This is a genomic window from Streptomyces sp. NBC_00988, from assembly GCF_045162645.1.
Lineage (GTDB): Bacteria > Actinomycetota > Actinomycetes > Streptomycetales > Streptomycetaceae > Streptomyces.
Genome location: NZ_CP108730.1, coordinates 4,621,982 through 4,636,652 on the forward strand (window position 1 = coordinate 4,621,982; position 14,671 = coordinate 4,636,652).

General features: G+C 70.5%; 14 protein-coding genes. 6 read left to right on the forward strand and 8 right to left on the reverse strand.

Features of this window, described 5'->3' with window-relative positions:
* The first annotated feature begins 20 nt into the window (after positions 1 to 20).
* Positions 21 to 1,346, forward strand: coding sequence for a GH1 family beta-glucosidase (locus OG496_RS21055; protein ID WP_405971980.1), 1,326 nt, complete (start codon positions 21 to 23; stop codon positions 1,344 to 1,346).
* Complete coding sequence (locus OG496_RS21060; protein WP_405971981.1) at positions 1,343 to 2,638, forward strand: MFS transporter; 1,296 nt, start codon at positions 1,343 to 1,345, stop codon at positions 2,636 to 2,638. The genes OG496_RS21055 and OG496_RS21060 overlap by 4 nt, the downstream gene beginning before the upstream one ends.
* Before the next feature lie 18 nt (positions 2,639 to 2,656).
* Here the strand turns inward: OG496_RS21060 and OG496_RS21065 are convergent, their stop codons facing one another.
* On the reverse strand, positions 2,657 to 3,511 hold the full coding sequence (locus OG496_RS21065) for an NAD-dependent epimerase/dehydratase family protein (protein ID WP_405971982.1): 855 nt from the start codon (positions 3,509 to 3,511) through the stop codon (positions 2,657 to 2,659).
* Positions 3,512 to 3,630: 119 nt separating this feature from the next.
* On the opposite strand from OG496_RS21065, the gene OG496_RS21070 reads away from it, so the two are divergent.
* Entirely contained in the window at positions 3,631 to 4,485 is an 855-nt protein-coding gene (locus OG496_RS21070; protein WP_405971983.1) for a helix-turn-helix transcriptional regulator, read from the forward strand.
* A 157-nt stretch (positions 4,486 to 4,642) separates the two neighbouring features.
* Here OG496_RS21070 and era read toward each other — a convergent pair whose 3' ends face one another.
* The gene (gene era / locus OG496_RS21075) at positions 4,643 to 5,602 is read right to left on the reverse strand and encodes a GTPase Era (protein ID WP_366490926.1); all 960 of its coding nucleotides are present in this window, start codon (positions 5,600 to 5,602) and stop codon (positions 4,643 to 4,645) included.
* A 174-nt stretch (positions 5,603 to 5,776) separates the two neighbouring features.
* On the opposite strand from era, the gene OG496_RS21080 reads away from it, so the two are divergent.
* Entirely contained in the window at positions 5,777 to 7,114 is a 1,338-nt protein-coding gene (locus OG496_RS21080; RefSeq protein ID WP_405971984.1) for an ammonium transporter, read from the forward strand.
* Positions 7,111 to 7,449 carry a P-II family nitrogen regulator gene (locus OG496_RS21085; RefSeq protein WP_200682139.1) on the forward strand — a complete coding sequence of 113 codons (339 nt, stop codon included), beginning with the start codon at positions 7,111 to 7,113 and terminating at the stop codon, positions 7,447 to 7,449. Before OG496_RS21080 ends, OG496_RS21085 begins: the two co-directional genes overlap by 4 nt.
* On the opposite strand, the gene OG496_RS21090 is transcribed toward OG496_RS21085, so the two are convergent.
* The 5 genes from OG496_RS21090 to OG496_RS21110 all read right to left on the reverse strand — a co-directional run bounded on the left by OG496_RS21090 (position 7,343) and on the right by OG496_RS21110 (position 12,081).
* Entirely contained in the window at positions 7,343 to 8,368 is a 1,026-nt protein-coding gene (locus OG496_RS21090; protein WP_405971985.1) for a WxL protein peptidoglycan domain-containing protein, read from the reverse strand. The two genes, OG496_RS21085 and OG496_RS21090, sit on opposite strands and share 107 nt — an antisense overlap.
* Positions 8,369 to 8,446: 78 nt before the next feature.
* Positions 8,447 to 9,763 (reverse strand): beta-xylosidase, encoded by a 1,317-nt coding sequence (locus OG496_RS21095; protein ID WP_405971986.1) that lies wholly within the window; start codon positions 9,761 to 9,763, stop codon positions 8,447 to 8,449.
* A 219-nt stretch (positions 9,764 to 9,982) separates the two neighbouring features.
* Positions 9,983 to 10,468 carry a hypothetical protein gene (locus tag OG496_RS21100; protein ID WP_366434822.1) on the reverse strand — a complete coding sequence of 162 codons (486 nt, stop codon included), beginning with the start codon at positions 10,466 to 10,468 and terminating at the stop codon, positions 9,983 to 9,985.
* Positions 10,469 to 10,826: 358 nt separating this feature from the next.
* Positions 10,827 to 11,180: a cytidine deaminase gene (locus OG496_RS21105; protein WP_405971987.1), complete on the reverse strand. Its 354-nt coding sequence runs from the start codon at positions 11,178 to 11,180 to the stop codon at positions 10,827 to 10,829.
* 28 nt (positions 11,181 to 11,208) lie between these two features.
* The gene (locus OG496_RS21110) at positions 11,209 to 12,081 is read right to left on the reverse strand and encodes a helix-turn-helix transcriptional regulator (RefSeq protein WP_366490921.1); all 873 of its coding nucleotides are present in this window, start codon (positions 12,079 to 12,081) and stop codon (positions 11,209 to 11,211) included.
* Between the two features lie 91 nt (positions 12,082 to 12,172).
* Between OG496_RS21110 and OG496_RS21115 the strand changes: the two genes are divergently transcribed.
* Positions 12,173 to 13,594, forward strand: a complete 1,422-nt coding sequence (locus tag OG496_RS21115; protein WP_405971988.1) for an MFS transporter — start codon at positions 12,173 to 12,175, stop codon at positions 13,592 to 13,594.
* A gap of 4 nt (positions 13,595 to 13,598) precedes the next feature.
* Here the strand turns inward: OG496_RS21115 and OG496_RS21120 are convergent, their stop codons facing one another.
* The gene (locus OG496_RS21120) at positions 13,599 to 14,633 is read right to left on the reverse strand and encodes a S66 peptidase family protein (protein ID WP_405971989.1); all 1,035 of its coding nucleotides are present in this window, start codon (positions 14,631 to 14,633) and stop codon (positions 13,599 to 13,601) included.
* Positions 14,634 to 14,671 lie beyond the last annotated feature (38 nt).

Sequence of the window (14,671 nt, forward strand, 5' to 3'; positions counted from 1 at the left end):
ACCCGTTACCGCCGGTACCGATGATCCGGCGCATGGCGATTGATGCAGGCAACCCGATACCTCGGTTCCCGGCCGGATTCCTCTGGGGCGTCTCGACTTCGGCCCACCAGATCGAGGGCGCGGCGGACGCACGCGAACCGTCCGTATGGGACACGTTCGAGGCCGAGCCGGGCCGGATCAAGGACGGCTCGACGGCGGCGGTGGCCTGCGACCACTACCACCGCCACCGCGAGGACGTCGCCCTCCTGGCCGACCTGGGCGTGGACGCGTACCGCTTCTCGATCTCCTGGCCGCGGGTGAACTCCCCCGGCGGCCTCGACTTCTACGACCGCCTCGTCGACGACCTGTGCGCGGCGGGCGTACGCCCGGTCCCGACCCTGTTCCACTGGGATCTCCCGGTGACGCAGGACTGGTTGCGGAGGGACACGGCGTCACACTTCGCGGAGTACGTGTCGGTGGTAGCCGACCGCCTCGGCGACCGCGTGAAGAAGTGGATCACCCTCAACGAGCCTGCGGAACACACCCTGTTGGGCCACGCGCTGGGCGCCCACGCACCCGGCAAGACGCTCCTCTTCGACGCGCTCCCGGTGGCCCACCACCAACTCCTGGCCCACGGCCTGGCGGTACGGGCGCTGCGCGCGGCCGGCGCCACCGACATCGGGATCGCCAACTCCCACGGCCCGACCTGGCCGGCGTCGCAGGAACCGGAGGACGTAGAGGCGGCCAACTTCTACGACCTGCTCCTGAACCGCCTGTTCGCCGACCCTCTCCTGCTCGGCGAATACCCGTCCGGGCTTGGCGAGTTGATGCCGGGCGACGTCGAGTCCGACCTGAAGGTGATCTCCGAGCCGATCGACTGGTACGGCATCAACTACTACGCGCCGAGCAGGGTCGGGGCACCCCAGGGAGCGGAGATCGAGTTCGGCGGCCTCACGCTCCCCGCAGAACTCCCCTTCTCGGTAAGGGAGATCGAGAACGTCCCGGTCACGGACTTCGGCTGGCCGGTGGTCCCCGAGGGCCTCACTGAACTCCTCACCACCTTCCGCGACCGCTACGGCGACCGCCTCCCCCCCGTCGTCATCACCGAGAACGGCTGCTCCTACGACGGCATCGACGACCAGGACCGGATCACCTACCTGGATGGCCATGTCCGGGCGCTGCACGGGGCGTTGGAGGCGGGCGTGGACGTCCGCGGGTACTTCGTGTGGTCGCTGCTGGACAACTTCGAGTGGGCGGAGGGCTACGAGCGCCGCTTCGGCCTCGTACACGTGGACTACGAGACACAGGCGCGCACTCCGAAGGCGTCGTACGGCTGGTTCCAGGGCATGCTGCGGGCGCAGAGATGACGACGACGGGGAGTTCAGTGGACGACGGCAACCCGGCTCCCGCTACGGCCACTTCGGCTCTCGCCCTGGCCGAACCCGTCGAACGCGTGGGCCGGGGCTGGACGTCCGCGCTGTCGCTCGCCAACGGGGCGATCTGGGTGGGCTGGTACGGCCCGCTGCAGATCCTGCTGGCGTCGCAGGCCAAGGACTTCGCGCCGGGCACCGGCATGTCCAAGGAGACGATGCTGGCGTGGGTGACGGGCGCGGGCGCGCTGGTGTCACTGGTCGCCAATCCGCTCTTCGGCGCGCTGTCCGACCGTACGACGGCGCGGTGGGGCCGCCGTACGCCGTGGATCGTGGGCGGGGCCGCGGGCGGGGCGCTGTCGTTGCTGCTGCTCGCGGGTGCGGGCGGGGTGTGGACGATGGCGGCCGGCTGGTGCCTGGTCCAGCTCACCCTGAACGCGGCCTTCGCGGCGGTCACGGCGGCCGTGCCGGACCGGGTGCCGCGGCTCCAACGGGGTTCTGTGGGCGGCTGGTTGGGCGCCGCGCAGATCCTGGGCGTGGTCGGCGGTACGGGTCTGGCGACGGCGGCCGGGGGCATCGGGGCGGGCTATGTGGCGTGCGCGGTGTTCACGGCGGTGGGCGTGCTGCCGTACGTACTCCGCTACAAGGACCTCCAACTCCCGCCCGAGACCCGCCCACCGTGGTCCTGGCAGGGCTTCTTCAAGGGTTTCTGGCTGAGCCCGCGCCGCTATCCCGACCTGGGCTGGGCGTGGCTGACCCGCTTCCTGATCAACCTGAGCAACGCGCTGGTGCTGCTGTATCTGTTGTATTACCTGCGGGACCGCCTCCACTACCACGACCCCGACCAGGGCGTCCTGATCCTCACGGCGGTGAACGGCCTGACGCTGCTGGCCACGGTGGTGGTGGGCGGGGTGTGGTCGGACCGGGTCGGCCGCCGCAAGCCGTTCGTGCTCTGGTCCGGCGTCCTGATGGCGGTCGCGACGGCGGTCCTGGCGGGCTGGCAGACCTGGCCGGGCGCGGTCGTAGCGGCGGCGGTCCTGGGCATCGGCTTCGGCGTCTTCACGTCGGTCGACTTCGCCCTGATGACGGACGTACTCCCCAAGGCCCTGGACCGCGGCAAGGACCTCGGCGTCATCAACGTGGCGAACGCGCTGCCCCAGGTCGCGGCCCCCGCCCTCGCCGCACCGATCGTGACGTATCTGGGCGGGTACCGGGTGCTGTATCTGGTGTCCGCGGTGATCGGGATGGCGGGGGCGTTGCTGGTTCGGCGGATTCGGGGGGTGGACTGAACAGGTGTGGGGGCGGGGTCAGAGCACGCCCGCGTCCCGTGCCGACCACGCCGTCGGGAACAGCGGGCGGTAGCCCAGCTCCCGGCGGATGCGCTCGGTGGACATGATGCCCAACCACGGGTCGGGGTCGGTGCGTTCGTGGAGTTCGGCGGGGATCTCGACACCGTTGAGCAGATGGAGTTCGACCGCGGTGACCGGGGCGTCGTCGGCGATGTTGTAGATCCGGCCGGCGATTCCCGGGGCGTGGAGGACGCGGAGGAGGCCCTGGGCGACGTCCGCGTGGTGGCCCATGTGGAGGCGTTGGTTCGATGCCCAATGGGCGGCCCAGCGCAGGGAGTTGGCGAGGTGGGGGTCGCCCTCGCCGTAGACGAAGGGGAGTCGGGCGACGCGGACGTCCATGCCGTCCAGGGCGAGCAACTCCCGTTCCGCCGTGGCCTTCGCGTCGGGGTAGGCGCCCCACATCTCGCCGCCGGGGCGGCTCTCGTCCTCCTCGGTCATGGGGCGGCCCCGCCCGGTGCCGTACACGAGCCCCGTGCTGACCTGGACGAAGCGCCGTACGCCGGAGGCCAGCGCCGCCTGTCCCAGGGCGACCGCGGCCGCGTGGTTGACGGCCCACGCCTCCTCGTCCGGTACGCCGCGGAAGGACGCGGCGACGTTCACGACCGCGTCCACGCCGGCGACCGCCTTGCCGAGGGCGTCCTCGTCCCGCAGATCGCCGAGTACGACCTCCGCGCCCAGGTCGGCGAATCGCTCGCCGCGGGCCGCGTCCCGTACCAGCACGCGCACCCGCTCCCCCGGCCTGGACTGCGCCAGCAGCCTCGGTACGAAGCGGCGTCCGACCTGGCCCGTCGAGCCTGTCACCAGTGTCAACATGTTGTGCTCCTCTCGTCTCCGACCAGCTTTGGGCAGGCGGGCCGGTGCCGGGAGAGACCTTCCGGTCGGGGGATCGGCAGTCCCTGGATAAGCCGGGCGGACTGCCGCACCCTGGAAGCGTGAACCGAGCCGAACTCGCCGACTTCCTGCGCCGCGGCCGGGCCCGCCTGGACCCCGCCGACGTGGGCCTCACGGCCGGCCCCCGCCGCCGTACGCCGGGCCTGCGCCGCGAGGAGGTGGCCCAGCTGACCGGCATGTCCGTGGACTACTACACGCGCCTGGAGCAGGCCCGCGGCCCGCACCCGTCCCGCCAGATGCTGACGGCGCTGGCCCGCGCGCTACGGCTCACGGACGACGAACGGGACCACCTGTTCCACCTGACGGGCGAGGAGCCGCCGCGGCGGGGAGGGGGTTCCTCGCACCTGCGGCCGGGCCTGCTCCTGGTCCTGGACCGGCTGCACGACACCCCGGCGCACGTGTCGAGCGACTGCGGCGAGATGATCGCCCAGAACGCGATGTCGCGGGCGCTGACGGGCGACGTGTTCGCCCGCCCGCCCCAGGACCGCAACCTGCTCCGCCGTTTCTTCCTGAACCCCACGGCACGGGAGTTGTTCCCCCCGGAGGACGTCCCGGACCACGCGCGCTCCCACGTGGCGAACCTGCGCGCGGTGGCCGCGGCCCGCCCCGACGACCCCGAGCCGGCCGCGCTGGTGGCCGAACTCCGGTCGTCCAGCGAGGAGTTCGCGCGCCTGTGGAAGGAACACGAGGTGGCGGTACGCCGTCAGTCCACGAAGCGCTTCCGCCACCCCCTGGTAGGCCTCATGGAGCTGGACTGCGAAATCCTCCTGAACCAGGACGCCCACCACCTCCTGATCATCCACACGGCCCGCCCCGGCACGGAGTCGCACGAACGGCTCCAACTGCTCCGGGTGATAGGCGTGCAGGACATGACCCCAGCCCCCCATCTGCCCTGAAGGGAAACGCCGGACGGGCTGAAAGATCAAGCCCCGGCCGGCGACAATTCAGCCCCTCCGGCGTTTGAGGAGCGGGGTCTGGGGCGGAGCCCCAGAAGGATGGGACGGGTAGGGGCGGCGGGGGCGAGAAAAAGCCTCGGAACCCCCAACTCCCCCTCTAGAACCCCAACTTCCGCAACTGCCGAGGATCCCGCTGCCAGTCCTTCGCGACCTTCACGTGGAGGTCCAGGAACACCGGCGTCCCCAGCAACGCCTCGATCTGCTTACGCGACTTGATACCGACCTGCTTCAGCCGCGCACCCTTCGGCCCGATGATGATGCCCTTCTGACTGGGCCGCTCGATGTACACGAACGCATGGATGTCGAGGAGCGGCTTGTCGGCAGGCCGGTCCTCGCGGGGCAGCATCTCCTCCACCACGACGGCGATGGAGTGCGGCAGCTCATCCCGAACCCCCTCCAGCGCGGCCTCCCGGATCAACTCCGCGATCATGACCTGCTCGGGCTCGTCGGTGAGGTCGCCCTCGGGGTAAAGGGCCGGCCCCTCCGGCAGCAGCGGAATCAGCAGATCGGCAAGCAGATCCACCTGCTGGTCCGCGACCGCGGACACCGGCACGATCTCCGCCCACTCGAACCCCAGCTCCTTGCCCAGCTGATCGATGGCGATCAACTGCTCGGCCAGGGTCTTCGAGTCCACCAGGTCGGTCTTCGTGACGATCGCGATCTTCGGCGTCTTCTTGATGGACGCCAGTTCCTTCGCGATGAAACGGTCACCCGGGCCGAGCTTCTCGTTCGCGGGCAGGCAGAAACCGATGACGTCGACCTCGGCCCACGTCGTACGCACGATGTCGTTCAGCCGCTGCCCGAGCAACGTGCGCGGCTTGTGCAGCCCAGGCGTGTCCACCAGGATCAGCTGCGCGTCCGGCCGGTGGACGATGCCGCGCACCGTGTGCCGCGTGGTCTGCGGCTGGTTGGCGGTGATCGCCACCTTCTGGCCGACCAGAGCATTCGTAAGGGTGGACTTGCCCGCGTTGGGGCGGCCCACGAAGCAGGCGAAGCCGGCGCGGTGGGGAGCCCCCGACGACGCAGGCGGCTTGGATGACGGGGTACGAACGCTCATGGCGCCCATTGTCCCTGATCCACAAGCTCCCGCCGCACAACAGTCCACCCGGGCCCGGCACGGTGAGCTTTCGGAAACCCCACCGCAATGAAACGTCACGGAAACACCCCTGTGCACAACCGGAAACCAGCGCCGGTGACCCTCTGACGAGCCCCCACACCGTTGGAGACGACCGTGCCCCTCTCCGTCACCGAAGCCGCCGAAGCCGCCGCACACGTAGACACCGGCGACACCGCCTGGCTGCTCGCCGCCACCGCCCTCGTCCTGCTGATGACCCCGGGCCTGGCCCTCTTCTACGGCGGCATGGTCCGCACGAAGAGCGTCCTCAACATGCTGATGATGAGCTTCGTGTCGATCGCCCTGGTCACGGTGGTGTGGCTGGCGGCGGGATACTCGCTGGCCTTCGGCGACGACATCGGCGGCGGCCTGATCGGCGGTGTGAAACACCTCGGCATGGCGGGCCTCGGCCCGAACGCCGTCCACGGCACCGTCCCCACCCTCCTCTTCGCCACCTTCCAGCTCACCTTCGCGATCATCACGGCCGCCCTGATCAGCGGCGCGGTCGCGGACCGGGTCCGGTTCGGCGCGTGGCTGGTCTTCGTACCCGTCTGGGCGCTCCTCGTATACGTTCCCGTCGCGCACTGGGTCTGGGGCCCCGGCGGCTGGATCGCGGCGCACCTCGGCGCCCTCGACTTCGCGGGCGGACTCCCGGTCGAGATCACCTCGGGCGCCTCGGGTCTGGCCCTCTGCCTGGTGGTCGGCCCCCGCCTCGGCTTCAAGAAAGACGCCATGCGGCCGCACAACCTCCCCATGGTGATGCTGGGCGCGGGCCTCCTCTGGTTCGGCTGGTTCGGCTTCAACGCCGGTTCCGCGCTCGGCGCGAACGGCCTCGCCGCCGCGGCCTTCCTCAACACCCTCACCGCCGGCTGCACCGGCCTCCTCGGCTGGCTCTTCGTCGAGCAGAAGCGCGACGGCCACCCCACCACCCTGGGCGCCGCCTCGGGCGCGGTCGCCGGCCTGGTCGCGATCACCCCGTCCTGCGGCTCGGTCTCGCTCCTCGGCGCGCTGGTCGTCGGCCTCGCCGCCGGTGCCGTCTGCTCGTACGCGGTCGGCTGGAAGTTCAAGCTGAACTACGACGACTCACTCGACGTCGTCGGCGTCCACCTGGTCGGCGGCATCATCGGCACCCTCCTGATCGGCGTCTTCGCCACCACGGAACTGACCGGGAAGACCGACGGCCTCCTCTACGGCGGCGGGCTCGCCCAGCTCGGCAGGCAGCTGGTGGCCGTGGTCGCCGTAGGGGCGTACGCGTTCCTCGTGACGTACGGCATCGGGAAGCTGCTCGACAAGGCGGTGGGCCTACGTGCGAGCGAGGAGCAGGAGCAGACGGGTCTTGACCTTACGGTGCACGCCGAGAGCGCATACGATCACGGCGTCCTGGGCCACGGAGCCCCGGTCGGCACGTCCCTCACCTCCGCCTCCTCCGCTCAGAAGGTCAGCACCCAGGCATGAAGCTCATCACCGCGATCGTCAAGCCGTACCGCCTCGACGAGGTCAAGACGGCGCTCCAGGAGCTCGGCGTGCACGGCCTGACCGTCACCGAGGCCAGCGGCTACGGCCGGCAGCGCGGCCACACCGAGGTGTACCGCGGCGCCGAGTACCGCGTCGACCTCGTCCCCAAGGTGCGGATCGAGGTCGTCGTCGACGACGCGGACTCGGACGCCGTGATCGACGCGATCGTCAAGGCCGCACAGACGGGGAAGATCGGGGACGGGAAGGTGTGGTCGATCCCGGTCGAGACGGTCGTACGGGTTCGGACGGGCGAACGCGGCCCCGACGCGCTCTGACCGCCAGCACTCCCCCGACGAACCCGACCGCGAGCAGCAGCGCCGCCGCGAGCCACGGCAGCGCGAAGAACGACGCGCTCGCCGACTGCTTCGTGCCCGGCGCGCTCGCGGTCAACGTGATGTCCCCCCAGTCGAGTTGGGGCGACCCCTTCCACGGCTCGCTCAGCTTCACGCTCTGCCCGGGCAGCAACTCGGCGGGGATCCTGGTCAGTCCGCGCGACAGCAGCGTACGGCCGAACAACCCCTGCGCCTTCAACGTCACCTTCGGATCGAGGGTGACGTTCCCGGTGTTGTGCAGCGTGTAGGAGACCGTCGCGTCGCTGTCCCCCAACCCCGGTACCAGCGGCTGGTGATGGGACACCCGCACGTGTTCCACGGCGAGTGCGGGCAGCGTCGGTCCGCTGACCCGGAGGTAGACGCGGGCGCCGACGGCCCGCTGCACGCCGAGCGCGAGCGATCCGTCGCCCTTGTCGACGCGTTCGTCGAGGGCGACCAACGCGCCCGGGTGGTCGCCCGGTTCGGCCCCTTCGGGCACGTGCAGGGTGAACGGCACGGTAACTGTCTTGTGGGCGGGCACAGTTACCCGGGACTTGGCGGGCTTGGCCCACGCGCCCACGCCCCGCATCGTCTCCGTCACGGTCCGCACGGCGAACCCGCCGTCACGCGCGGTGTTGTAGGCATCGGCCGCGTACAGCCGGAAAGTCAGCGGCTTCGCCGTCTTGTTGGCGACGACCACCTTGTCCTGGATGGTCTGGCCGGGGTCGGCGGAGAGATAGAAGTACGGCCGCGCGGCGACCTGCGAGGCGGCCGGGTAGACGGACCAACTGCCGTTGTCCGCCGCGTGGGCGGAGGGCGCGAGGAGCACCCCGGAACAGAGGCCGAGGCAGAGGCTCAGGAGGAGGACGTACAGCTTGCGCATGGGTGCGGACCCCCACGGACGTGGTGTGTGGCGGTCGGGCGGGTGCGGGCGCCCGGCCACCGGAGGTGAGGCGGACGGTCAGGTGAGCGTCAGCGTGAGCACGCCGGAGTACGAGCCCGGAGGCGTGAACGCCGGTACGTTCAGGGAGAGTCCGGCGTCGACGGTGAACTGGCCGCCGGTGAGCGTGCCGTCGGGCGTGGACGCGAGCGTCGCTCCCGAACTGCCCACCGTGCCCGCCGAACCGGCGACACACGTGCTCGGGCTGCCCGCCTTGGTGGCGCAGGCGGGTGTCCAACTCAGCGCCCCGGCATCGATCTTGGCGCCGGGACCGGTGAAGTCGGTGACCTTGCCGGTCAGGGACCAGCCCGCGGGTCCGCCGCGGAAGTCCTGGACCGTCACCGTGTTCAGGGCGCCCGTGGAGGCACCGCCCTTGCCGAAGTCGACCGCGGAGAGACCCACGGCGTCCCCGGCCTGCGCCATCGACAGACTGCCCGCCTTGACGGTGGTCGTCAGCTTCTGACTCCCCGGCGGAACGGGCGTGGTGTCGTTGACGACGTAGGCGGCAGGCCCGGCACCCAGATCGGTGCTCCACGCACTGCCCTCGTACGCCACGACCCCGGTGGTCGTCTTGTCATTGACGACGAGAGAACCGCTGATGGCACCACTGGAACTGGCCGTGACGGTCGCCGTGTCCGCGGTCTGGGCGGTCCCGGACCGTCCGGCCAGGGTCACGGTGGCACCCGGGGTGAAGTTGCTGCCGGTCACGGTGACGCTGTCACCGGCGTTCCCGGAGGCCGAACCCAGGCTGATCGCACGGGTGTTGACCGGAACGGTGGCGGTCGCGGTGACGGTCTCGGAGACCGGCGCCGGCGGGTTCGTCACCGTGCAGGGGGTGTCCAGCTCCAGGATGTAGCTGGTGTGGATGTTGTAGTCGCCGGGCGAGAGGGTGATCGCGCCCGGGGTGGTGACCGTGAAGGTGCCGGTCATGGAGAACGACGGGAAGGCGCCGTTGCCCGGCACCGGGTCGTTCTTCTTGGGCCCGGCCACCGTGAGGCTGCCGGTCTGGGCACCGCCGAGGGTGACCTTCCCGGTGGGCGTCATGATGTCGGCCGGCAGGGCGATCGCGGTCGGGTTGCTGGCGGCCGGTGTGACCACCGTGTACGTCACGGTGACGGTGTCGCCGACCTTCGGCGCGGTGTTGTCGACCGTGATCGCGGCGGTCGTGGTGCCGTCGATCGGCGGGATGCCCGCGATCGCCGGCGGGATGCAGTGCGTGGCGAAGTCCACGTTCGTGGACGCACCGGCCGGACAGGCCAGCGCACCGCCCGTGGCGACCGCGAGCGCGGTCACCCCGAGCAACGACGCCCAACGGCGTCTTCGGAATGTCGTAGCCATGGCTGTGCCCCCTCCTGAGGACGATGGGCGCAGCGGCTCATCTGCGCTCACAGGGGGCATTGATGTGGGGATCGCGTGAGAAGTCAATGCACACATCAAAATAAACTGATGGGCCGTCAGCTCCCGCAACAGCGGTAGCTGACGGCCCAGTTGAGCCCGTGGGGGGAATTCTCGGGCGCCTACCCGGTCGACTTCCCGGGCGACTCCTCAGCCGGCTTCTCAGTCGAACACGAACGGACCCGGTGACTGCGGTCCGGTGGCCGTGCACGTGACGGCGATCCCGAAGATCGTCATCTGCAGCGAGCCGCCGTACGCCTCCAGGCTGTCGCCTGAGGCCACGGTCCCGTCGAGCGGACCGACGGTGACGGCGTCGCCGGTCGCCATGGCCGGGTTCTTCGTGCCGCTGAAGACGGTGGTGCCACCGCTCGCGTTCTCGAACGTGAAGGTGGAAGAGATGGAGTCTGCCGACAGGGCGAGTGGCGCCGTGATGGAGGAGGTGATGGTGACCGTGGCCGCGGTGCCGTCCTGCGTGGCGGTGAGCGTTGCCGCGCCTCCGCCGAAGATGCCGCAGTCCGCTGTGATCGTCGCCGTCTGGGGAGTGACGGCGAGCGCGCTGGGCGCGAACGCCAGCGAGGCGGCCGCGAGGACCCCCGTCACCAGTGCCGCACCGGTACCGATCCGCTTGCTTCTCAGCTTGCCTTTCATGGGGCTGGTTCCCTTCCCGTGTCGGGGAATGCCATGTGGGGACGGACGGGACAACCACCTCAGAAACCCCTCACGAACGCGGTGCGGTGCGCCACGCGAGCGAGAATCTGACGGTCCGTCGGAACTTACGGTTCCATTGATGCGCGGGAGACGGGGCAAGAGCAAGGGCGAAATCCGGACGGGTCACTTCCGGACACGGGGACATTTCCGGCGCGGGGGGTCTGTCGGCATCTCGGTGCCACTTCTCAGCGCAGGCCCGCATATTTCAGCCCGTTGGGGGTCCCCCCTCTGGGGGAGTTTGAGGACGAGGCCCCTTCAGGGCCGATGGGGGTCTGGGGGCGCAGCCCCCAGCACCACCTCAGCCAGCAGCCACCGTCAGACGAACAACCCCGTCCGGCGAAGCCACGTGCACCGGCGTCTCCGCCCCACCCAGATCCCGTACCGCCGCCAGATCCTCCGCAGCCACGGACTCCGCCTCCGACACCACCGCCGCCGCCTCCAACGACTTCGCCCCGGAAGCCACCGCCATGGCCACAGCCGTCCGCAACGCGCTCAGCTCCAGCGAGGGAAGGGCAACCGTCCCGGCGACATACGTCCGCCCCGTCTCGTCCCGCACGGCCGCGCCCTCCGGCACACCGTTACGGGCCCGAGCCGAACGGGCCAGGGTGACGATCTTGCGGTCCTCGGGATCAAGCGCGCTGCTGTCGGTCATGCCCCGAGCATACGGACGCTCGGAGCAGCTACCCGGCCACGGGGTACATCGCCCCCCGCCGCCCCTCGGGCGACGCCAGCCACTCCAGTTTCTCCGCCGTGTCCGCCTCGTCCAACGGCGTGTGCAGCACGATCGTGAGATCCGGCCGGGCCGGCACCTTCATCGCCGTGGATTCCACGACCAGCAGCCCCGCCAACGGATGATCGAGCTCCTTACGGATCTGCCCGGCATCCTCGATGTCCCGCTCCGCCCACAGCACGGCGAACTCGGCGCACTCCGCGAGCTGTTCGAACACCGCCCGATACCCCTCGTCGTCCGGCCGGGCCGAGGACGCGGCCCGGAACTGCGCGACGACGGTCCGGGCGTTCCGCTCCCAGCTCTTCGACCGCGACCGGTACAGCGGATCGACGAAGAAGTCGACGAGACAGTTCTGCGTGTTCCCCGGGCGCATCCCGAGGACGATCGCCGCCGCGTCGTTGTACATCACGCAGTTGTAGTACATGTCCATGATGTGCGCCGGATACGGCATCCACGTGTCGATCAGCCGCCGCAGCCCGTCACACATGTCCCGCTTCTCCGGCGCCACCTCCGGCGCGGGCGGATTCGACCCCGCCAGCAGATACAGATGGCGCCGCTCGGCATTGCTCAGCCGCAGCACCCGGGCGACGGCGTCGAGCACCTGCGGCGACACCGAGATGTCCCGCCCCTGCTCCAGCCACTGGTACCAGGACGCCCCCACCCCGGCCAGCACCGCGACCTCCTCGCGCCGCAACCCCGGCGTCCGCCGCCGCGCCCCGCCGTCCGGCAGCCCCGCCTCGGCCGGCGACACCCGCGCCCGGCGGCTCATCAGGAACTCCCGCAGCTCACGCAGCCGTTCACTCTTCAGCGCGTCCTCGGACACGTACAGATCCCCCTCGTACAAGGCTGGTGGTGCCACCACCAGCACAACTTCCGGCTCCCCACCACTATTCCGGCCGCCGCAAGCTCCTGCCATGGCGATCGACACCACCACCCCGCCCCAGGAACCGCTCGACACCCTCCGGCTGTCGACCCGCGACAAACTCGTCCTCTTCGTCCTCTGCGCGGCCCAGTTCATGGTCGCCCTGGACTTCTCCGTCCTGAACGTGGCGCTGCCCACCCTCGGCGCCGACCTCGGCATGAGCCGGTCCGGTCTCCAGTGGGCGGTCACCGCGTTCGCGCTGCCGTCCGGCGGCTTCCTGCTCCTGTTCGGCCGCATCGGCGACCTCTACGGCCGCCGCCGGCTGTTCCTCACCGGCCTGGCCCTGTTCGGCGCGGCCTCCCTGCTGGCGACCTTCGCCTGGGACCCGGCATCGTTCCTGACGGGCCGGGCGCTGCAAGGTCTGGGTGCGGCAGCGATCGTCCCCACCGGCATGAGCCTGCTCACCACCACGTTCCCGGAGGGCCCGGCCCGCGACCGCGCGCTCGGCATCTCCGGCACCCTGCTCTCGCTCGGCTTCACGGTCGGCATGGTGGCCGGCGGTGTCCTGACCGACGCGTTCGGCTGGCGCTCGACGATGGCCCTGCTGACCCTGTTCGCGGTCCTGGTCCTCCCCCTGGCCCCCGCCCTGCTCCCGGAGTCCCGCACCCCGGACCGCCCGCGCCTGGACGTCCCCGGCGCGATCACGGTCACCACCGGCCTACTGGCCCTGATCTACGCCCTGTCGACAGCGGCAGACCACGGCTTCGCCCACACGGACGTCATCGCCACCCTGATCGCGGGCGTCCTGCTCCTCACGACCTTCGCGTACATCGAGTCCCGCACGCCCCGACCCCTGGTCTCGCTCCCGATGCTGCGCCGCCGCACGGTGGCGTGGGGCAACCTGGGCGGTCTGGTCACCTTCTCGATGATGTCGACGGTGGTCTTCGTCCTGACCCTGTACCTCCAGGAGATCCTGCACCTGTCGTCCTTCGAGACGGGCCTGGTCTTCGGCGTCCAGGGCATCCTCTCGGCGGTGGCCGGCGTCTACGCCCCGAAGGTCATCGGCCGCATCGGCGCCCGCCGCACCCTGATCGCCTCGCTCACCGGCCAGGCGGCTCTGACAGCCTGCCTCCTGACCCTGAACACCCACACCTGGTCGGTCTGGGTGGCGACGGCCGCCGTCTCCCTGGCGAGCATGTGCCACCTGGGCGCGATCATCTCCTACGGCCTGACGGTCACCTCGGGCGTCCCCGACGAGGAACAGGGCCTGGCCACCGGCCTGGTCACCTCCACCCAGCAGATCGGCATCACCGTCGGCATCCCGCTCCTGGGCGTCCTAGCCACCACTTCGGGCGACCTCATGTCGGGGGTCCACACAGTCGTCGGCATCGACGCGGCGATCGCGCTGGGGGCGGCGGTGCTGGTGGCCGTAGGCCTCGGCAGGAACCGGAAGGCCCACCCGGCCGCCGTATGAGATGTCAGTCCAGGGTCTGGACGAGTTCGGAGCGCGTGGCCGTGTGGACGACCCGGCCGCGCGCTCCGTTCACGAGCGGCAGATACGGCGGGACATGACCGCACTCGACATCGGCGACCACCGGCACGCCCAAGGGTCCGAGCGCGTCCATGACGGCCTCGTGCTGGGTGAGTGTGGGGCTGTCGGGCGCGTGGGTCCGGCCGACGAGCACGGCGTTCGCCGCGTCGAAGAACCCGGCCAGCCGCATGCCGTGCAGGTTCCGGCAGATGGTGAACGCGTTGTCCTCGCAGGCCTCGACATACACGAGCAGCCCCTCGGGGGCCGCGCTCCGCGCGAAGGCGGCGACGTCCAGGTACGGCGTCCCGGCGAGATTGGCCAGCGTCTCGACGCAGCCGCCGATCAGCCGACCCTCGATGTCGAGGTCGCCTTCGCCGTCGAGGCGGGTCCAGCGCCCCGGGGTGTCGAGGGTGAGGTCCCGGACCTCTGGATGACCCACGAAGTCGTCCCGGCCCGGGCTGCGATGGCGGTTCGGCGGGGTCTGCGTGAACGGTTCGCCCTGCGGCGAGGCCGCGATGTCCAGCCAGGACAGCAGCCCTTCGGGGGCCCGATAGGGCGTCTCCATAAGGGAGTTGCCGTGCACGGTCGCGGTCCCGGTGAGCAGGCTCAGCGGCGCGAGCAGGGTCGAGATGTCCGAGTAGCCGACCACCCAGGTCGGTTCGGCCCGCCCGATCCGCTCGAAGTCGAGCAACGGCACCAGGTCGATCGCGGTCTCCCCGCCCCACGGCGGCACCACGGCCCGGATGCCGGGATCGGTGAGCATGTCCATCAGCTCGGCGGCCCGCTCACCGGCCGGGGCGCTGACATGGCCCGTCCCGTCCATGCACCGGCCGACGACGACCTCGTACCCGCGCGCCTCGACCTCACGGATCGCGACATCGAGGCGCTTGCGCAGCGCGTCCGGGACCCCGCTGGACGGAGACGTGACACCGACACGGTCGCCGGGGCGCAGAGGACGCGGATATCGCACAGCAGCAGCCATACGCCGGATTCTGACACGCCTTCACCAACCGCTCACCG

Bases quoted from the DNA above. Each gene is read 5' to 3' on its own strand.
- OG496_RS21100 (WP_366434822.1), bottom strand. From the start codon at position 10,468: ATGAAAGGCAAGCTGAGAAGCAAGCGGATCGGTACCGGTGCGGCACTG.
- OG496_RS21120 (WP_405971989.1), bottom strand. From the start codon at position 14,633: ATGGCTGCTGCTGTGCGATATCCGCGTCCTCTGCGCCCCGGCGACCGT.
- OG496_RS21095 (WP_405971986.1), bottom strand. From the start codon at position 9,763: ATGGCTACGACATTCCGAAGACGCCGTTGGGCGTCGTTGCTCGGGGTG.
- era (WP_366490926.1), bottom strand. From the start codon at position 5,602: ATGAGCGTTCGTACCCCGTCATCCAAGCCGCCTGCGTCGTCGGGGGCT.
- OG496_RS21055 (WP_405971980.1), top strand. From the start codon at position 21: ATGATCCGGCGCATGGCGATTGATGCAGGCAACCCGATACCTCGGTTC.
- OG496_RS21060 (WP_405971981.1), top strand. From the start codon at position 1,343: ATGACGACGACGGGGAGTTCAGTGGACGACGGCAACCCGGCTCCCGCT.
- OG496_RS21105 (WP_405971987.1), bottom strand. From the start codon at position 11,180: ATGACCGACAGCAGCGCGCTTGATCCCGAGGACCGCAAGATCGTCACC.
- OG496_RS21090 (WP_405971985.1), bottom strand. From the start codon at position 8,368: ATGCGCAAGCTGTACGTCCTCCTCCTGAGCCTCTGCCTCGGCCTCTGT.
- OG496_RS21065 (WP_405971982.1), bottom strand. From the start codon at position 3,511: ATGTTGACACTGGTGACAGGCTCGACGGGCCAGGTCGGACGCCGCTTC.
- OG496_RS21085 (WP_200682139.1), top strand. From the start codon at position 7,111: ATGAAGCTCATCACCGCGATCGTCAAGCCGTACCGCCTCGACGAGGTC.
- OG496_RS21115 (WP_405971988.1), top strand. From the start codon at position 12,173: ATGGCGATCGACACCACCACCCCGCCCCAGGAACCGCTCGACACCCTC.